This is a genomic window from Micromonospora sp. NPDC049529, assembly GCF_055586685.1.
The window spans coordinates 126,161-144,039 of record NZ_JBVJHT010000015.1 but is presented as its reverse complement, the minus strand read 5'-3'; the positions used below and the strand labels follow the sequence as shown (position 1 = coordinate 144,039).

19 protein-coding genes and 1 pseudogene are annotated in these 17,879 nt (G+C 69.0%); 9 read left to right on the top strand and 11 right to left on the bottom strand.

The features are described 5' to 3' along the window. Positions 1 to 121: 121 nt before the first annotated feature. Both ACZ6QQ_RS25925 and ACZ6QQ_RS25920 read right to left on the bottom strand, forming a co-directional pair. Complete coding sequence (locus ACZ6QQ_RS25925; RefSeq protein ID WP_465879763.1) at positions 122 to 727, bottom strand: class I SAM-dependent methyltransferase; 606 nt, start codon at positions 725 to 727, stop codon at positions 122 to 124. An 82-nt stretch (positions 728 to 809) separates the two neighbouring features. After that, the gene (locus ACZ6QQ_RS25920; RefSeq protein ID WP_465879762.1) at positions 810 to 968 is read right to left on the bottom strand and encodes a hypothetical protein; all 159 of its coding nucleotides are present in this window, start codon (positions 966 to 968) and stop codon (positions 810 to 812) included. Positions 969 to 1,085: 117 nt separating this feature from the next. On the opposite strand from ACZ6QQ_RS25920, the gene ACZ6QQ_RS25915 reads away from it, so the two are divergent. Together ACZ6QQ_RS25915 and ACZ6QQ_RS25910 are read left to right on the top strand one after the other, a co-directional pair. Next, positions 1,086 to 1,622 carry a MarR family winged helix-turn-helix transcriptional regulator gene (locus ACZ6QQ_RS25915; RefSeq protein ID WP_465879761.1) on the top strand — a complete coding sequence of 179 codons (537 nt, stop codon included), beginning with the start codon at positions 1,086 to 1,088 and terminating at the stop codon, positions 1,620 to 1,622. A gap of 13 nt (positions 1,623 to 1,635) precedes the next feature. Then, entirely contained in the window at positions 1,636 to 2,178 is a 543-nt protein-coding gene (locus tag ACZ6QQ_RS25910) for a helix-turn-helix domain-containing protein (protein ID WP_465879844.1), read from the top strand. Between the two features lie 69 nt (positions 2,179 to 2,247). Here ACZ6QQ_RS25910 and ACZ6QQ_RS25905 read toward each other — a convergent pair whose 3' ends face one another. Further along, the gene (locus ACZ6QQ_RS25905; protein WP_465879759.1) at positions 2,248 to 2,787 is read right to left on the bottom strand and encodes a MarR family winged helix-turn-helix transcriptional regulator; all 540 of its coding nucleotides are present in this window, start codon (positions 2,785 to 2,787) and stop codon (positions 2,248 to 2,250) included. A gap of 147 nt (positions 2,788 to 2,934) precedes the next feature. Here ACZ6QQ_RS25905 and ACZ6QQ_RS25900 point away from each other — a divergent pair, with 147 nt between their 5' ends. The 3 genes from ACZ6QQ_RS25900 (at position 2,935) to ACZ6QQ_RS25890 (ending at position 5,540) form a co-directional block, all read left to right on the top strand. Next, the gene (locus tag ACZ6QQ_RS25900) at positions 2,935 to 3,669 is read left to right on the top strand and encodes an SDR family oxidoreductase (protein ID WP_465879757.1); all 735 of its coding nucleotides are present in this window, start codon (positions 2,935 to 2,937) and stop codon (positions 3,667 to 3,669) included. Positions 3,670 to 3,905: 236 nt separating this feature from the next. Continuing rightward, on the top strand, positions 3,906 to 4,817 hold the full coding sequence (locus tag ACZ6QQ_RS25895) for an LLM class flavin-dependent oxidoreductase (protein WP_465879756.1): 912 nt from the start codon (positions 3,906 to 3,908) through the stop codon (positions 4,815 to 4,817). Positions 4,818 to 4,922: 105 nt separating this feature from the next. Beyond that, complete coding sequence (locus ACZ6QQ_RS25890) at positions 4,923 to 5,540, top strand: NADPH-dependent F420 reductase (RefSeq protein ID WP_465879755.1); 618 nt, start codon at positions 4,923 to 4,925, stop codon at positions 5,538 to 5,540. Between the two features lie 59 nt (positions 5,541 to 5,599). On the opposite strand, the pseudogene ACZ6QQ_RS25885 reads toward ACZ6QQ_RS25890, so the two are convergent. From ACZ6QQ_RS25885 to ACZ6QQ_RS25875, 3 genes and pseudogenes are all read right to left on the bottom strand, one after another. Then, positions 5,600 to 5,773, bottom strand: a pseudogene (locus ACZ6QQ_RS25885) (IS630 family transposase); the annotation flags it as partial. 274 nt (positions 5,774 to 6,047) lie between these two features. Next, positions 6,048 to 7,064 (bottom strand): T3SS (YopN, CesT) and YbjN peptide-binding chaperone 1, encoded by a 1,017-nt coding sequence (locus ACZ6QQ_RS25880; protein ID WP_465879754.1) that lies wholly within the window; start codon positions 7,062 to 7,064, stop codon positions 6,048 to 6,050. Next, positions 7,051 to 7,410, bottom strand: coding sequence for a hypothetical protein (locus ACZ6QQ_RS25875; protein WP_465879753.1), 360 nt, complete (start codon positions 7,408 to 7,410; stop codon positions 7,051 to 7,053). The genes ACZ6QQ_RS25880 and ACZ6QQ_RS25875 overlap by 14 nt, the downstream gene beginning before the upstream one ends. 263 nt (positions 7,411 to 7,673) lie before the next feature. Here ACZ6QQ_RS25875 and ACZ6QQ_RS25870 point away from each other — a divergent pair, with 263 nt between their 5' ends. Then, positions 7,674 to 9,329 (top strand): hypothetical protein, encoded by a 1,656-nt coding sequence (locus ACZ6QQ_RS25870; protein WP_465879752.1) that lies wholly within the window; start codon positions 7,674 to 7,676, stop codon positions 9,327 to 9,329. Positions 9,330 to 9,556: 227 nt separating this feature from the next. On the opposite strand, the gene ACZ6QQ_RS25865 is transcribed toward ACZ6QQ_RS25870, so the two are convergent. Genes ACZ6QQ_RS25865 through ACZ6QQ_RS25845 form a run of 5 tightly spaced genes read right to left on the bottom strand, consistent with a single transcriptional unit; the run spans position 9,557 to position 14,914 of the window. Then, positions 9,557 to 10,594: a glycosyltransferase family 2 protein gene (locus tag ACZ6QQ_RS25865; RefSeq protein ID WP_465879750.1), complete on the bottom strand. Its 1,038-nt coding sequence runs from the start codon at positions 10,592 to 10,594 to the stop codon at positions 9,557 to 9,559. Then, positions 10,591 to 11,604: a glycosyltransferase family 2 protein gene (locus ACZ6QQ_RS25860; protein WP_465879749.1), complete on the bottom strand. Its 1,014-nt coding sequence runs from the start codon at positions 11,602 to 11,604 to the stop codon at positions 10,591 to 10,593. The genes ACZ6QQ_RS25865 and ACZ6QQ_RS25860 overlap by 4 nt, the downstream gene beginning before the upstream one ends. Then, positions 11,601 to 12,572, bottom strand: coding sequence for a UbiA prenyltransferase family protein (locus tag ACZ6QQ_RS25855; protein WP_465879748.1), 972 nt, complete (start codon positions 12,570 to 12,572; stop codon positions 11,601 to 11,603). Before ACZ6QQ_RS25855 ends, ACZ6QQ_RS25860 begins: the two co-directional genes overlap by 4 nt. Before the next feature lie 15 nt (positions 12,573 to 12,587). Then, positions 12,588 to 13,607: an NAD-dependent epimerase/dehydratase family protein gene (locus ACZ6QQ_RS25850; protein WP_465879746.1), complete on the bottom strand. Its 1,020-nt coding sequence runs from the start codon at positions 13,605 to 13,607 to the stop codon at positions 12,588 to 12,590. Next, complete coding sequence (locus tag ACZ6QQ_RS25845) at positions 13,601 to 14,914, bottom strand: aspartate aminotransferase family protein (protein WP_465879843.1); 1,314 nt, start codon at positions 14,912 to 14,914, stop codon at positions 13,601 to 13,603. The genes ACZ6QQ_RS25850 and ACZ6QQ_RS25845 overlap by 7 nt, the downstream gene beginning before the upstream one ends. Positions 14,915 to 15,181: 267 nt before the next feature. Here ACZ6QQ_RS25845 and ACZ6QQ_RS25840 point away from each other — a divergent pair, with 267 nt between their 5' ends. The 3 genes from ACZ6QQ_RS25840 (at position 15,182) to ACZ6QQ_RS25830 (ending at position 17,805) form a co-directional block, all read left to right on the top strand. Further along, entirely contained in the window at positions 15,182 to 16,192 is a 1,011-nt protein-coding gene (locus tag ACZ6QQ_RS25840; protein WP_465879745.1) for a glycosyltransferase family 2 protein, read from the top strand. Next, positions 16,189 to 16,905 carry a polysaccharide deacetylase family protein gene (locus ACZ6QQ_RS25835; protein ID WP_465879744.1) on the top strand — a complete coding sequence of 239 codons (717 nt, stop codon included), beginning with the start codon at positions 16,189 to 16,191 and terminating at the stop codon, positions 16,903 to 16,905. Before ACZ6QQ_RS25840 ends, ACZ6QQ_RS25835 begins: the two co-directional genes overlap by 4 nt. Before the next feature lie 93 nt (positions 16,906 to 16,998). Beyond that, positions 16,999 to 17,805 carry an AfsR/SARP family transcriptional regulator gene (locus ACZ6QQ_RS25830; RefSeq protein ID WP_465879743.1) on the top strand — a complete coding sequence of 269 codons (807 nt, stop codon included), beginning with the start codon at positions 16,999 to 17,001 and terminating at the stop codon, positions 17,803 to 17,805. Positions 17,806 to 17,879 lie beyond the last annotated feature (74 nt).

Here is a 17,879-nt window from a genome sequence, read left to right as displayed (position 1 = left end):
ATCCCCCGTCCTCGCCCTCGCCCCCCCTCCCCCCCCCCCCCCAGGGGTCCCCCCCCCCCCCCCCCCCCCCCCCCCCGGGCCGGCCGATGCACGCTCGCACCTGATGTGCCAGCGGAGCGGGTCAGGCCGGTGGGCGGCGCAGGATGGTCACCGCGAAGTCGGCGTCGGCTCGCCACGGGCGCAGGTCCCAGGTGGCGAAGCGCTGTTCCACCACCAGTCCGGCGGCCACCGCGTGGGCGTCGAAGTCGACCAACGGGTAACCCCGGCCGGTACCGAAACCGACCACCACCGGCCCGTCCGGCCGTACGTGCGCCGCCAGTCGGGCCAGTACGGCGGCCTCGGTGCCGGGGGCGACGTACAGCATCACGTTGCCGGCGACCACCACGGCGTCGAACGGATCGGGTTGCCCGGCCGAGGGCATGTCGAGTTCGGCCAGGTCACCGACGAGCAGGTCCAGGCCGGGGTGGTCGGCGCGGGCGGCATCGATCAGCAGCGGGTCGGCGTCGACGGCCACCACCCGGTGACCGCGCGCGGCCAGTTCGGCGGCGACCCGTCCACTGCCGCAGCCGGCGTCCAGGATCCGGGCACCGGGAGCCACGATCGTGTCGACCAACCGTGCCTCACCTGCCAGGTCCGCCCCCTCGGCGGCCAACTGCCGGAACCGCTCGACGTACCACTGCGAATGTCCCGGCTTCGTCTCACTCACCCACCGTGTCACCTGTCCCATGCCGCCCACCGTAACCCCACCCCTCCCTCCCGCGATCTAGGGCAAATGGGGGTGGTCGGAGATCGACAAACACGTATCCGCCCTAGATCGGCGCGTTGAGGTGGGCCAGGACGGCGCGGACGCGGCGGTGGGCGTCGTCGGCGGGTGGCAGGTCCAGCCTGGCGAGGATGTTGCTGATGTGCTTCTCGACGGAGACGGGGGCCCGCACGAGCCTCGCGCAGATCGGATCCATCGCGGTCATGTCGGCGGCCACGGTGCGGGCCTGGGCCCCGTCGTGCAGATCGCGTTCGATCCGGCGCAGCTCCGCGGCCCTGCGTCGACGACCCGCTGCCGGGTCGCGGCCAGGTGGGCGGACGGCATGTATCGGCGCAGGGACACGCCACGGGCGGTCCTCGCCGGTGAGATCACCGCCGACCTGCGCAACTACACCGTGGACGCCCAGCACATCGGGCACGCGTTCGCCGCGTTGCACGGCCTGGGCGTGACCGACCTACAGGCGTTGATCGCGGTGATGCACGCGGAGCGCCGGGGCGAGCTGATCACGCTGGGCCGGCTGGGGGAGCAGCTCGACCTCTCGTCCGGGTCGGTCACCGCGCTGATCGACCGGTTGGAGCGGGCCGGCCACATCCGCCAGGACCGCGACACCGCCGACCGGCGCAAGGTCTTCCTCCGGTACGCCGACCGGGGCGCCCGGGTCGCGGTGGAGTTCTTCCGCCCGCTCGGCCAGCGCAGCGACCTGGTGATGGAGCAGTTCACCGAGCAGGAGTTGGAGGTCGTACACCGCTTCATGCGGTTGATGGTCGACTCGATGCGCGAGCACCGCGACGCCATCCGCGCCTCGCAGACCCCCCGGCCAGTGCCGCGTGTCGCAAATAGTTGGATAGTTGGAGTTTGAAATCTTTTGGGGCATGGCGAATCGTCCTGCCCCTGCTCTGGTTCTTCGTGATGGTGATCGCGAGGAGTTGGAACGCTGGACTCGTTCGGACCGGTTCGGAGCGGCGGCTGCCAAGCGGGCGCGGATCGTCTTGTTGGCCGCCGACGGGGTTGCGGACACGCGCATCGCGCAGGTGTGCGATGCGACCGTGACGACGGTGCTGAGCCGGCGCGGTCGTTGTGCGGAGCGTGGGATCGCGGGTCTGGCTAACGCGCCTCGTCCGGGTCGGCCTCGGGAGTTCGATCATCGCCAGATCGTGACCGAGACGTTGAAGCCGCCGCCGAAGAAGCTCGGCGTGACGCACTGGTCGACCCGGCTCCTGGCCGAGCGGCTCAAGGTCTCCAACACTTCGATTCGAGCCTGCCTACCGCCACGTCATCGACGAGGCCGGGACCCCGGTCGAGCTGCACCTGGTGATGGACAACCACGCCGCACACAAGCACGCCAATGTCCGTGCCTGGCTGGCCGAGACCCAGGTTCGTCGTGCACTTCGCCCCGACCCACGCCTCGTGGATGAACCTCGTCTCACACCCCTTTGTCTGGACCAAGACCGCGGAACAGGTCCTCGCAAAAGCCAACCGTCCAACTACTTCAAATCTACGCCACCAGGACCTTCTGCGTTTTCGAGCTTGGCCCAAATTCGGATGATGGCAGCAATGTCGTCGTCGTCGAGGAGATCGACGAAATATTTCTTGACCGAATCCTCGAAGGTTCGTCTGACTGTCTCGGCGAAGTGCCGTCCGCTCTTGGTGAAGCTGATGAGCGACACCCGCCCATCGCCTTGGTCGGCGCCACGCTGGAGGTGCCCGGCATCGATCAGTTCCTGGACCAACCGTGATGCTCGGGTCGGGCTCACGCTGACAAGTTCGCCAGACAGACCTCGAATCGACTGAGGCTCGGTTTCCAGGAGCCAGCACAGGATCTCGACGGTGCTGAACGAGATCTTGTGCTGGTCCATCAGCGTGGCGTCGATCCGCCCGGTAACCGTGGCGTGGGTGAACAGCAGCGCAAACCAGCCCTTGACCTGGTCCGGGGAAATGATTCGCGGTTGCGACACGGGTGCCCTCACGCCCACCAGCATACCCGGTAACTGGATGCCCTCGAAGTTAGGTGCGTGCGCACGCATCTGCTACGGTAGGCATGCAGTCATGAACGGAAGACCAGCGCCGTGTACGGAGCGCTTCGCACAACTGGCGTCAACCCGCCGGCCCCGCGTACCCCGCAGGTCCGCACACCGATCGGCCGATCGGCCGACAGAAGGATGAGGGTCAACATGCCCAAGCTTGATGGCAAGGTCGCCGTGATCACTGGAGCAACCTCTGGGATGGGGTTGGCGACGGCCAAGTTGTTCGTGGCCGAAGGTGCCTACGTGTTCATCACCGGACGAAACAGGCAGAGACTGGACGAGGCGGTCGCCTCCATTGGCCACAACGTGACGGGTGTGCAGGCGGACTCGGGAAATCTGAACGACCTGGCTCGCTTGGCCGAGACCGTGCGGGAGCATCACGGACGAGTCGATGTCCTGTTTGCGAGCGCCGGCCTCGGGTCGGTGTCCGATCCGTTGGGAAGCATCACCCCGGGTACGTTCGATGCGCTGGTGGGCGTGAACTTCCGCGGCACCGTGTTCACCGTTCAGTATCTGCTGCCGCTGATGAGCGACGGCGCGTCAATCATCCTGAACGGCACGACCAGCGCTACCAAGGGCATCCCCGGTGCCGGGATCTACTCGGCGAGCAAGGCCGCCGTTCGTTCACTCGCGCGCACCTGGGCCGCGGAACTGAAGGTCCGCGGCATCCGGGTAAATGTCGTCAGTCCCGGTTCGATCGACACGGCGCTCTTCAGCACCGTATCCCCCGAGTTTCGGGAGCAGATCACCGCCGCCATCCCGCTGGGACGGCTGGGAACCAGCGAGGAAATCGGGGCTGCTGCACTGTTCCTGGCCTCCTCGGACGCCAACTTCATCACCGGCGCAAACCTAGTCGTCGACGGCGGGTTCAGCCAGATCTAGCGGGCGAGCGACGACCAGAGGAGCGCTTCATGTCGGCGCTCCGACCTAACCGCACGAGGACCAGGGAAATGAGCAGTATCGAGCCCTCCGGGCCCCCGCGTCTCAGTCGTCGCGAAAGCCGACGCTGCGCAATCGACGTCTCCACACAATCCCTACTACGAGCGACGGTGGATGGCTCTGGGCGTCGTCGTCACCGCCCAGGTCGTGACTCTGCGCCCTGATCTGACAAACACGCTGTGGGCGACGACGTCGCGTCGCGGCTGACCACACACGAACGACCGAAGGAGGCATCGATGCCTGACTATGGCCATCCCCTGCGTTTCGCAACTTTTATCGGTCCCACGAACTCCCCGGCGACCCGTCCGGTCGAGTTGGCGCAGCTCAGTGAGCGGCTCGGTTTCGACTTCGTCACCTTCCAGGATCATCCCTACCAGTCGAGCTTTCTCGATACCTGGACTCTGCTGAGTTGGGTGGCCGCGCGGACCGAGCGCATCGGTCTGTCCGGCAATGTGCTCAACCTGCCGCTGCGTCAGCCCCCCGCCGTGCTCGCCCGCGCGGCCGCCAGCCTCGACCTGCTCTCCGGTGCTCGGATGAGCCTCGGGCTCGGGGCCGGCTTCTACTGGGACGCGGTGCAGGCGACCGGCGGACGTCGATTGACCCCGCCGCAGGCAGTGGCGGCGTTGAGCGAGGCGATCGACGTGATCCGCGGGGTGTGGGACGCCGACGGGCCCGGCCGACTGGATGTCGACGGGGAGTTCTATTCGGTCCACGGCGCCGAGCGCGGACCCGCGCCCGCACACGAGATCCCAATCTGGCTCGGAGCCCACAAGCCGAAGATGCAGGATCTGGTGGGACGCAAGGCCGATGGCTGGTTGCCGTCGCTGCCGGTCATGGAGCCAGGCGGCCTCCCGAAGGGAAACGCGATCATCGACGACGCCGCCCGGGCCGCTAACCGCGACCCTCGCGAGATCACCCGGCTGCTGAACATCTTCCCGGGTCAGCAGACTCCGGAGGCACTGGCCCAGATGGCCGTCGAGGACGGTGTCAGCGTCTTCATCCTGGCCAGCGACGACTCGGACGTACTCGAACGCTTCGCCGCGGAAACCATCCCCGCCGTACGCGAACACGTCGCCCGCGAACGCTCTTAGCACTCCGCCTCACTGCTGCACGGCCAACGCTCCCGACGCAGCCCACCACACCGGCAAGACCCCCCAATACCCAGCAGCTGATCCCTCGACAGCAAAGGAAACGTCATGACCACCATCAGCATCATCGGCTCGGGCAACATGGCCACCGCCATCGGCACCCGGGCGGCGAAGCACGGCCACACCGTCGAGCTCATGAGTCGCAACACTGCCAAGGCTCAGGCGCTGGCCGACCAGATCGGCAATGGAGCCACCGTCGGCGCGTTCGGTGCAACGCCGGCAGGTGACATCGTCATCGTGGCCGTCCCGTACACCGGCGCAGTCGACGTGGTCCTTCGCTACGACGACGCGTTGGCCGGCAAGATCCTCGTCGACATCTCCAATCCCTTCAATGCCGACGCCGACGGGCTCGCGACTACCCCGGGCCGCTCAGCGGCCCAGGAGATCGCCGCTGCCGCCCCCGAGGGCACACCGGTCGTGAAGGCGATGAACTCGATATTCGGCCACGTCCTCGCTCACGACAAGCCCCTGGACGCGTTTCTTGCCGGGGACGACGCCGAGGCGAAGGCCCAAGTCGCGGCGCTTCTGAAGAGCATCGACTTGCGGCCTCTCGACGCCGGAGGGCTAGCGATGGCCTCGGTCCTTGAATGGGCCGGCGTCCTGCTAATGGGGCTGGCCCGCAACGGCGCCGGCTTCGACATCGCCCTCGGCGCAGAAGCCCGCTGAACAGGCTTCTCGGTTTGGGCTGGCTGTCTCGGCTGCCCCGTGCTGACCGAGTGAGGCAATTGGGCGGCTGTGCGGCCTGTGTGATCCGGCAGGATCGGCACGCTCCGGTCCAGGACCTGGATCTGAGACTTCTCATCCACACAGAGCACGATCGCGCTCTCGGGCACCCTGTCGTGCACGCCGAGGTAGAGCCCGCAGATGGCGATGACCTTGCCGACGAACTCGGGATCGGTGACGTCTCGGTCACGATCTGCCGATGATCGAACTCCCGAGGTCGACCCGGACGAGGCGCGTTAGCCAGACCCGCGATCCCACGCTCCGCACAACGACCGCGCCAGCTCAGCACCGCGCACGCTTGGCAGCCGCCGCTTCGAACCGGTCCGAACGAGTCCAGCGTTCCAACTCCTCGCGATCACCATCACGAAGAACCAGAGCAGGGGCAGGACGATTCGCCATGCCCCAAAAGATTTCAAACTCCAACTATCCAACTATTTGCGACACGCGGCACTAGGGAGCGGGTGGATTGTGGGAGTGCAGCAGGTGGAGGGCTTCGGTGGTGCGGTTCTGCCGGGTGAGCAGGGCGAGCAGGAGGCCGGTGGTGCGCCAGTCGTCCTCCGTACCGGCGCGGAGCAGGTCGATCGCCTCCTCGACGCGTCCGCGTGCGACGAGCAGGTCGGCCAGTTCGGGTCGGGCGCTCGGTTCGCCCTGGTCGACCGCGAGCCGCCAGAAGTGCTCGGCCTCGTCGGTGTGGCCCTGGTCGTGCAGGAGGGCGGCGAGCCGGGCGGCGGCGTGCCCGTTGCCGCTCTCGGCGCGCATCCGTAGCTCGTCGGTACGCCCCCGGTCGGCCAACAGGTCCGCCAGTACGCGCCCGGCGCGGGACTCACCCGAGTCGGCGAGGTTGCGCAGATAGCCGGTCGGATCCGGTACGGGCACCAGCCCGGACGACTCCGCCCCGAAGAACCGGCTGCCGCCGAACTCCTCCCGGAGGTGGTCGTCGAGATCGTCGGCGAGCGTGATCATCGTCTGGATCGCCAGCAGCAGGTGCGTGGGTTGGAAATCCTGCCCGAAGACCGGGACGGAGGCCCAGATCGTGTCCCCGGTGCAGTAGATCCGGCCGATCGGCATCTCGTTGGTGAGGTCGGAGAGTCGCCGGTAGAGCGAGTCGGTCGGCTGGACCCCGGTGAGCAGCGGGGAGAAGACGTCGACCAGCGGCGGATCCTCCTGGGCCCGTACGAAGATGATCGCCGACCCGGCGCGGACGCCGATGTCTCCGTCGGAGTCGACCCGCAGCTGGTCGGCGGTGGTGCCGAGCAGGTGGGCCACCACCCACTTGACCTGGTCGGTGAGCTTGTCGTCGGCCCCGATCGTGAGGTCGGTCAGGCCCCGGCTGCGGGTGACGGGTCTGGCCGCGAGTGCCGCCGCGAACCGGGTGCGGGTCGGCAGCGGTACGGACGCCGTGGTGGTGGACGGCCGGGCCGCGAGTGCCCTGGTCAGTTGCCGGAGGAAACCGTCACGCGGCGTCATCGTCGGTCCCTCCCCGGTCGGTGTCCTTCGTGGACGACGGTTGGTCGAGCACCCGGATCTGGTCGAACATCTTGGCGATGACCAGGGGTGCCGCCACGCCGAAGGTGAACGTCGCGAAGGCTGTCGTGGCAAGTCCACCGGCCCAGGCGGCGGCCGCGAGCCCGGTGCCGGCGAGGGCCCGCAGCGCGACGGCGAACATCACTATTGGACGGTCCCGCTTGTCTCGCCAGGGCCACTGCCATCGTCCCTTCGACTCGGTTGTCGGGCGCATCATGGCGTAGAGGTTCAGCGCTTCGGAGACGGCGCTGCCGACAAGTCCCCACATTGCGGCGATCCATAGAGACACGCCCCTACTGTACTGATCGTGGTCGCCTGCCTACCTGCCCGGCGTCGGGTCGTGCCGGCGACGGTGCGCCCCGCCGGTCATGTCTGAACGGTAGCGGCCGCAGACAAGTGATCACTCTTCCGGCGGGCGCGTGTACCAAATGTGTGAAGTCTTCATATAAGCCCGCATTGCCGGGAACCTCCGCCTACGGTGACAAACAGTGGCCGCGACCCCGTTTGTGGCCGTGTCGGCATGGCACGTAGGAGGAAGGGTCAGGTAACGGTATGTCCAACCAACTACCGAAACTTCAGAGTGTCCTGGGGCGGGTGGTCGAAGGCCGGTCCGCACTGTTCGGGAACGGGCGCCGGGCGCGCAGGTACGCGACAGGCGCGGCCAGCCTGGTCGGTGTGGCCAGCCTGGCGGCGGTGGCGGGAATGAGCGGTGTGCCCGCTGTTGCGGCAGCGACGGATGCGATGGGACTGCCGAGACTGGGCAGCAGCGCGCAGGCGCGCGACGGCGCTGTGGCGGGCGACGACACCGGTGGCCAGGATCCCGGCGGCTGGCGCGCCGAATGGGACAGGGAGGCCCTGGAGGTCGGCTGCGACCCCAACACGTTGATCTCCGCGATCGTCGAGGCGAACGCGCGCGACGGGGCCAAGCTCAAGCTCAGCAAGGGCTGCACCTACACCCTCACGTCGTACCAGGGGCCGGACGGGTTGCCGGTCATCACCCAGCCGATCGCGATCAAGGGCGAGGGGGCGACGATCGAACGGGCGGCGGGTGCCTCCCCGTTCCGCATCTTCAACGTCGGTCCCGGCGGGGAGCTGACCCTGCACGACGTCACCGTCCGGGGCGGGGACGACCGCAGCGATCTCGGCGGCGGCGGACTGCTGGTCCAGCCCGGCGGCAAGGCGACGGTCGAGGACAGCTCGATCGTCGAGAACCGCAGCGCCACGACCGGTGGCGGGATCGCCAACCACGGCATCACCTGGATCATCTCCACCAAGGACGGCGCCGTCTCGTCGGGTGCCGAGCCGAAGGATCCGGCCGAACCGACCGCCTCGGCCGAGCCGGAGGACCCGGAGCCGTCGGCGGGGTCGAGCAGCGCGGCTCCGGACGGTGCCGCGAACGGCTCGACCGAGGGCTCCGACGCCCGTCCGGAGAGCTGGACCGACGACGGCTGGAGCAAGGAGAGCTGGGACCACGACACCCACGAGTACGTCACCAAGGTCAACGACAACAGCGCCCTCGGCGACGGCGGCGGTGTCTACAGCACCGGGTTCCTCGGTGTGGACGGCGCCGAGGTGGGCGGCAACAACACCATCCGTGACGGTGGCGGGGTCGCGAACGAGGGCGGCAGTGTCGTACTGCGTTACGCCGAGGTCCTGGACAACGTCGCCACGGGGCTGGGCGGTGGGGTCTACGCCACCGGCGGCGGCGTGACCAAGATCGAGTACAGCGCGGTGAGCGACAACCAGAGCACCGCCGACACCGCGGCCGGCGGCGGCATCTTCAACATCGACGGCTCGCTGTACGTACGGCACGCGGAGGTTGTCCGCAACGGTGCCGGCGGTTTCGGTGGCGGGATCTACAACGCCAGCGGCCAGGCCGTCGTCGAGAAGAGCATGATCAGCGAGAACACCACCCGGAGCAACGGTGGCGGGGTGTATAACGTGCTCGGTGGCGTGATCCTGCGCAAGAGCCTGATCGACTCGAACCGGGCCAACGGCGAGCAGTCGCAGGGCGCCGGCATCTTCACCATCGCCGGCAGCCTCACCCTGACCGAGACCCGGGTGAGCCGCAACGACTCGGTGCTGCCGCCCGGCGGGGTCTTCGCCAGCGCCGCGCAGGTATCGGTCGACGACCGGTCGGTCGTCATCGACAACCGCCCGACCAACTGCGTGGGCAGCCCGGTCACGGTGCAGAACTGCTTCGGCTGACCGTCGCCGCGCCCGAGCGCGACCGGAATCATCTCGACACGTTGCCGCTCGGCCCGGGTCTGGCAGCCCGGTGCCGAGCGGCAGCATGTCGCACGGAAGCGCAGGTCACCCCGGACGGGCGGAGGGCAAAAAGAAAGGCCGGGCATCCACGGGGGGAGATGACCGGCCGTTCCGCCACCAATGTAAGCACGATCGCGGCCGTCGCGCCACCCGCGAGCGTGCGAGCGTTACGCCGCGCCCCGCAGTGGCCGCCCGTCGACCGGGAACGATGCGTCGTACAGCCCCCGGAAGGTCCGGGAGACGAGCCACTGCACCGCGCCGGTGGCGACCCCGAGGGTGATCGTCACGTTCACGACGAAGTGCAGCGCGGCGAAGAAGGCCAGGAAGGGCAGGCCGTGCCGGCGGTAGACGAAGCCGTACATGCCGGCGTCGAGGGCGAGCGAGGTGACCAGCAGACCGGCCGGGAGCACCGCCGCCCACGGGCCGAACAGCAGCGGCGCCACCAGCGCGGGCAGTACGGCGAACGCGGCCAGGCTGCCCCCGGCACGGGACGCCGTCTCGAAGCCCTTGCTGAACCGGCGGGCGCGCGCGTACAGCGGGATCCGCAGCCGTCCCCGGTGGAACAGCTTGCGCAGCAGCCCGCGCAGTTCGTGGTCGTGGTCGTGCCGGCCGTGCACGTCGGAGGTGAGCACCATCCGGTAGCGCCGGGTCAGCCGGTAGCCGTAGTCGACCTCCTCGGTCTGCCGCAGCGCCGGGTTGAACGGGCCGATCTCGTCGAAGACGTCCCGCCGGATCACGCAGACGGCGGGGAAGAGGAACGAGATGTCACCCTCGGAGCTGATCGACCAGTAGTGGTACTGCAGGCCCCGGTACCGGGCCACGGCGGTGTCGTGCAGCAGCGGCTCGGGGTCCTCGATGCCGCACACCGCCCCGATGGTCGGGTCACCGGCGAGCAGGCGTACCGCGTTGGCCACCGCGTCGGGCGCCATCACCAGGTCGGAGTCGACGTAACAGAGCAGGTCGCCGCTGGTGTTCGCGGCGCCGATGTTGCGGGCCTGCCCGCAGCCGCCGTTCACCCCGGTGCTGATCACCCGTACGCCGAGGGTCTCGGCGACCTCGATCGACTGGTCCGTACTGCAGTCGTCGACCACCAGGATCTCGATGTTCGGGTACGTCTGGTCGAGAATCGAGCGCAGGCACAGGTCCAGCGACTCGGCGTAGTTGTAGTTCGGCACGATCACCGAGACGAGTGGTTGGGGGTTCATCGGGTCGCCGCCTCCGGTCGGTTGTAGAGCCGGCGGAACCGTGCCGAGGCCAGCCAGGCGATCACCCCGGTCATCGCGGCGGCCGCGATCACCAGGTTGAGGAAGAAGTGCATCGCGACGAAGTAGATCAGGAACAGCGGATGGCGTTCCCGTAGGACGAACCGGTACATCGGCAGGTCACCGGCGACGAACGCGGCGAAGGAAGCCAGCGGGACCAGCAGGAACACCGGCCCGAACAGCACCGGCAGGACCAGCGTCAGTACGGTCGCCAGCGCCGCGATGCTCACCCAGGCCCGGGGCCCGCTGCTCAGCCCGCCGGGGAACTCGGGTTTGTGGGCGTACATGGGGATGTGCAGGGCGGTACGGGTGAAGACCTTGCGGACCAGCACCTTCAGCTCGTGGTCGTGGTCGTGCACGCCGCGTACCCGTGGGGTCAGCCAGATCTGGTAGCGCTGGGCCAGGCGTAGCCCGTAGTCGGCGTTCTCGGTCTCGCGCAGCCGGGGGTTGAACGGCCCGATCTCGGCGAAGACCGGTGCCGGGATGGCCAGCAGCGCCGTGTAGAGGGTCATGATCCGGCCCTCGTCGGCGATCAGCCAGTAGGACTGTTGCAGGCAGCGGTACTCCTCGACCAGGCTGTCGCGGATCAGCGGCACCGGGTCGTAGTTGCCGCAGACCGCCCCGATCTCGGGGTCGGAGGCGAGCACCTCGACCGCGTTCGCGACCGCGTCGGGCTTGGCGGCCACGTCGGAGTCGATGAAGAAGAGGATCTCGCCGGTGGCGTTCGCCGCGCCCAGGTTGCGGGCCGCCGCCGGTCCGGAGTTCTCCGGCGTACGCAGCACCCGGGCGCCGTACGACCGCGCGACCGCCACCGAGTCGTCGGTGCTGCAGTCGTCCACCACGATGATTTCGAGGTGCGGATACGTCTGCGCCTTGAGCGAGGTGAGGCACATGCCGAGGGCGCGGGCGTAGTTGAAGTTCGGCACGATGACCGAGACGAGCGGCTTGTTCATCTGTCCATCCATGTCAGCAGTTCCGGATAGCGGGCAGCGACCTCCGCCACGGCCAGCGCGGTGCCGATCAGGGCGGCGCTGGTCACGATCATGGGGTCCCGGAGCAGGGCCCGGATGGGGTCGCCGCCGAGCTGGAGCACCAGGACCGATTGAAGGTAGCGGAAGGCGGCGAGCAGTCCCAGCGGCACCACGACCAGCAGCACGGCCGGGCGGAGCGGGTCGATCGGCGCCTCCGTGTGGAGGTAGAGCAGGAAGGTGGCGGCGGCCAGCGAGGCGTTGAGCCCGAGCAGGTGGTCGGCGAGCGAGACGTTGTAACCGGCCAGCGCGGGCCGGTGGGACACCCCGGCGACGGCGATCTCGGCCCGCCGTTTGCCCAGGATCAGCACCAGACAACCGGTGAAGACGGCGGTCAGCAGCAGACCGGACGCGGGCCCGTCGGTGGCCGCGTACCCCTGGAGGACGCGCAGCACGAACCCGGCGGCGACCACGCAGATGTCGAGCAGCGGCAGGTGTTTGAGCCGCCGGCTGTAGGCGGCGCTGAGCCCGAGGTAGACCACCAGCGGCAGCCAGGACATGTTCGGCCCGGCGAGGACGGTGGTCACCAGCATCGCGGCCAGCGCGGTGGCGAGCAGCCAGGCCAGTGGCACCGGTACGTGGCCGGCGGCGATCGGCCGGTGTTTCTTGACCGGGTGTTCCCGGTCCAGCCGGCGGTCGGCGATGTCGTTGACCACGTAGATCAGCGACGAGGCGAGGGTGAACGCCAGCACCGCCCAGCCGATCCGCAGCAGGGTCGAGGCGTTCCAGGCCGGTGCGTCGACCAACGCCAGGGGTACGGCCAGGATGTTCTTGACCCAGTGGCCGGGTCGGGTCAGCGTGATGAGGTGCCGGGCCAGCGCGGGGGCACGGACAAGTCGGCGGGGAGCGGCGGCGGGGACGGTCCGCTCGACCGTGGTCTCGACGGCGGTCACGATGGGGCCCTCCGGTCAGAAGAAGATCTTCGCGAAGGCCAGAGCGCCCTGTTTCCAGGGATCGCGGCTGGTCCGTCCACGCTGCGCGGGCTCGGTCCGGTGTCGCTGTTCGCGCCACCACTCGTAGGTGCGCAGGATCGCGTCGGAGTTGGACAGCTTGGGGGCGAAGCCGAGGCGCTGCTGGGCCTTGTCGATGCTGACGTACGAGTCGCCCATGAGTTTGTGCAGCAGCCGGCCGTACACGGGGGAGAGCTTGGTGCGCTCCAGCAGGTCGAGTGCGGCCAGCGCGGGCCGGGCCGGCAGCGAGACGACCCGTTTGCCGTGTCCGGCCGCGTCCAGTACGGCCTGGAAGTCGGCCCGCAGCGTGTCGAACCGCTCCGCCCCGAGGTTGTACGTGTCGTTGGCCGCGTCGTCCGGCGCGTGCAGGACGGTGACCACGGCGTCCACCAGGTCGTCCACGGCGAACATCTGGATCCGTACGTCGCCGCGACCGAGTACGGGGAAGTTGCGACCCTCCTCGGCCCACTCGAAGAGCATGGCGAACAGTCCCATCCGCCCCGGTCCGAGGAAGGTCTTCGGCCGCAGGATCGACAGCTTGGTGCCGGTGGCCCGGTACCGTTCGGCGACCTCCTCGGCGGCGGCCTTGGCCGCGCTGTAGGTGTCGACCGGGGTACGCGGGTGCTCCTCCGGGGTCGGTACGAGCTTCGGCAGCCCGTACACGGCGGTGGAGGAGACGTGGACGATGTGTCGTACCCGCGCCCGGTGGGCCGCGCCGAGCACGTTCTCGGTGCCGTCGACGATGATCGAGCGGATTTCGTTGGCCGGGTAGCTGGGCAGTGCCGCCGCGCAGTGGATCAGGGTGTGGGCACCGGCGGTGGCCCGGTCCATCACCCGTGGGTCGCGGATGTCGCCGACGACGGTGACGCCCGGCCCGGACCGCAGGTCAACGCCCTGGACGTGGTGCCCGTCGGCGGCGAGGCGTTCGGCCAGTCGGCCGCCGAGCATGCCGGCTGCCCCGGTGATGGTGATCACCACAGCGACGATCCCACCTTCTGCGCCACGAACCGGGTGAGCAGCCGGGTCAGGCCCTGGCTCAGCACCTCGCCGAGCGCGTCGGTGGCGCGCTGCACGTCGACCGGCTCGGTGACCAGCGAGGGGCCGAGGATCAGCGGGTTGAGCCCGTTGAGGGTGTAGTAGGTGAAGATCTGGTGGTCCTGGTAGAGCGCGTTGATCACGGCGCAGGTCACCAGCTTGGCCTTGAACCTCGGGTCGCGGGCCATGCCGGACGGGGCGATCTTCGCCACCAGGTCGAGGATCTTCGGGCCGCCGTCGATGTGTACGCCCCACAGCGCCCCGGCACCGGCGACCCGGCCCACCGCGTCCGGGAACTCCTTGGCGAGCCGCTGCAGCGCCGGCTCCAGTACCCGTTCCAGCTCCCGGGCCCGGCCCGGGTAGTCGTCCTCGACCACGATGTTGATGGCCTCCAGCGCGGTCACGCACTCCTCGCCCATCCCGTAGTAGGTGGTGCTGGTGCTCTGCAACAGCGCGTCGGTCAGGTTGTCGTACGCCTTGCGGAAAATCGGCTCGCGGGCGACAAACGCCGAGATGGAGGACTTCCCGCCGCCAAAGGACTTGCTCGTGGTGAGCACATCCGGCACCAGCCCGGGATAGCGCATGAAATAGAACAAGCTGCCGGTCTTGCCCCAGCCGGTGTAAATCTCATCGAAGATGAGAACTATGTCGTGCTGAGTGCACAGCTCGCGGAGTCCACGAAGGAAATCCTCGTCGCACCACTGTATGGTCGACGCGCTGAACGGCTCGACGATGATGGCGTAAATGTCGTCCGGATGGGCGGCCAGCGCGGCCCGGACCGAGTCCAGATCGCCGTAGGTAAAGGGAACGATGCCGGGAATGGTGGGGAAGGCGAACGACGGTTGGCCGGTCAGCCCGCCCGATCCGAGCAGCTTCCCGTGGAATCCGCAGTCCGCCCGCAGGATGGTGCCGCGCCGACCCCGGTGGTACTTGTAGGCCAGCTTCACCGCGCCCTCGACCGCCTCCGCGCCGGAGTTCGGCAGGAAGGACATCGAGAGGTCGCCGGGGAGCAGCTGGGCCAGGTTGTGCCCGAGCGCGGCCAGGTAGGGCGAGAAGTACGTCTTGTGCACCTCCATCCGCCGTTGGTCGGCGAACCGCTGGCGGGCGGCCACGATGCGGGGGTGGTTGTGCCCGTGGTTGAGCACGCCCACGCCGCCGGTGAGGTCGAGGATGCGCCGCCCGTCCTTGAGCACCAGGTACGCGCCCTCGGCGTGGTCGACCAATTCGCGGCCGAACCCGAACGAGGTCATGAGGCTGACCTGGCTGGCGTTGACGTATCGGCGATAGAGGTCATGAACCTCACGAACAGTGAGCCGGTCGCAATCGTCGAGGCTGACCAAATTGGACATACTGCGACGCTATAGTTCGGTCCGGAATCTTTTCTGGACCGGCCCTGGACGGAACCTTGACTACTCAAGGCAACGCTTGCCAGTCCGAATGCGGCTAGATAGCGTGGTCGCGACACGATCGTTTTCGATGCGTCAATGTCTAGACCATTTGCCCCTACGCCCGGTGAGGTGTTGATCATGCGCCCGACGGTGTCGGTCATCATCCCCACGTACAACAGCGCGAAAACCCTGCGAGCCTGCCTGGAAGCCGTCTACGCACAGCAACATCCGACCACCGAGGTTATCGTCGTCGACGACGCCAGCACCGACGAAACCCGGGCCATCGCCGCCGAGTTCCCGTGCCGGCTGCTGATCGCCGACCACAATATGGGACCGGCGGCAGCTCGTAACCGGGGAATTCTGGCCAGCACCGGCGAGATGCTGTTCTTCCTCGACTCCGACTGCGCACCCGAGCCGGACGCGCTGGACAACGCCCTGGCGATTCTCCGCGACCAGCCCGACGTCGCCTGCGTACACGGCATCTACGCGCTGGAGCCGATGTTCGACGACGGGCCGGTCGAGGCGTACCGGCTGCTGCACGGCCACTACTGGCGGTTGCGCAACGTCGGCCGGGTCCGGACCACCCTGTTCGCGGTCTGCGTCACCCGCCGCGTCGCCTTCACCGAGGTCGGCCTCTTCGACGAGAAGCTTCGCGCCTCCGAGGACGTCGAGTTCGGTGACCGGCTCGCCCAGCGGTACGCGACCGTACTCACCGACACCGTCGTCTGCCGGCACGACGACGACAGCCACCTCGGCAAGCTGCTGCGCAAGCAGTTCGGCCGCTCCCAGCTGCTGGTGCCGGTCGCCCTGGCCGAACGGGGACCGGCCGGGATCCGGGCCAACGGACCGGCCAGCCTGCTCACCGCCGCGCTGGTGCCGCTCTCGGTCCCGTTCGTGCTGCTCGGCCCGCTGTTCCTGCTGCTGCCGGTGGGTTTCTTCGCCCTGTTCGCCGCGGCCGACCCGGGCCTGCTCCGGTTCGTGCTGCGCCAACGCGGCCCCGGATTCGTGACCTTCTTCTTCGGGGTGCACCTGCTGGTCCAGCTCACCATCGCGGCCGGCGCGGCGGTCGGCGGGATCCGGCACCTGCTCGACCGGGACTTCGGACCGAGCCGGCTACCGAACGCGGAACTGCCCCGATGAGCGGCTCGCCGGACCGGGGCGTCCGACCCTGGGCGTACCTGTCCGCCCAGGCACTGCACTACCTGTTCTTCGCCATCCGGAGCCAGCAGTTCCTGAGCCGGCGGGCGACGCTCGGCGGGCCGCACTGGCCGGCGTTCGGCGTACCGGGGCAGGGGGTGGCGTTGACCATCGATGACGGCCCGCATCCCGAGTGGACGCCCCGGATGCTCGACCTGCTCGACCGGCACCGGGTCCGGGCCACCTTCTTCCTCATCGGCGACCGGGTACGCGAGCGCCCCGACCTGGCCCGCCGGGTCGTGGCCGCCGGTCACGCCATCGGCAACCACTCGATGTCGCACCCGCAACCCTTCGCCGCGCTCGACCGGCAGCGGATCCGGGACGAGATCGCCGGGACCCAGGCCGAGATCGAGCAGGCCGTCGGCGTACGCCCACGACTGTTCCGGGCGCCCGGCGGCAACTGGTCCCGCGACGTCCTGCGTACCACGGCGGATCTCGGCTTGACCGCTGTTGACTGGACGGTTAACCCGAGCGACTGGCGCAGTCCCGGCGTACCCCGGATCACCCGGTCGCTGTCGCGCGGCCGGGCCGGTCAGGTGCTGCTCTGCCACGACGGCGGCGGGGACCGCTCGCAGACCGTCGAGGCCCTGGAAACCGTGCTGCCCCGGCTGCTGGAGCGGGGTCTGCGGTTCGTCACCCCCGAAGACGGCAGGTGAGGCGTGAGCGTGCCGGGTCGGTCCCCACCGGGGCAGACCAGCGCCGATGGGAAGCCGGGCGACGCCGGTCGACAGCTTGGGTGGGAGAGACCTATGCCGGACGATGACCTTACGATTTCGCTGCTCGGGCCGATCCGGACCGAACGTTGCGGCTACGCGCTCTACCTGGGCACACCACGGCAGCGGGAGGTGTTGGCGGTGCTCGCCCTGCGCAGCGGGATGGTGATGTCGGTGGCGCAGATCGTCGACGCGATCTGGGTCGGGCGGCGGCCGAACTCGGTGGAGAACATGGTGCACACCTACATCGGGCGGCTGCGGCGGGTGCTCGAACCGCAGGGGCGTCCGCCCGCACTGGCCCAGGTGCTGCGCTCCACCCGTCCCGGATACACGCTCGACATCCCGGACGGGACGGTCGACATCACCCGGTTCGAGTGGGACGTGAAGCTGGCCCGCGCGGCGCGGGCCCAGTCGGACCTGCCGCAGGCCCTGCGGCTGTTCCAGCAGGCGCTGGGCCGGTGGTCGGGTCCGGCGCTCCAGGAGGCGACCGGCCCGCTCGCGGAGGCCGAGCGGATCCGGCTCACCGAGCTGCGCCAGGACGTGGTGGAGGAGACCACGGGCGTACGGCTGCTGCTCGGTGACGACGAGAACCTGATCTCCGAGCTGCGCTGGATGCTCGCCGAGCAGCCGATGCGGGAGCGGCTCTGGGAACTGTTGCTGGTCGCCCTCGGCCAGACCTCGCGGCGGGCAGAGGCGCTCACCGCCTTCGAGGACGCCCGGATCACCCTGGCCGACCGGCTCGGGGTGGAGCCGGGACACCAGTTGCAGGACCTGCACCGCAGACTGCTGCGCAGCGAACCGGTCGCGGTACGCCCCTGGTGGGACCGCCGCGTCTCGGTCTGAGCCCGACGGCGGGCCGTACGGGGGGCGGCCCGTCGGCCCGTCCCGCGACCAGACCGGTCGCGGGGCGTGACGCC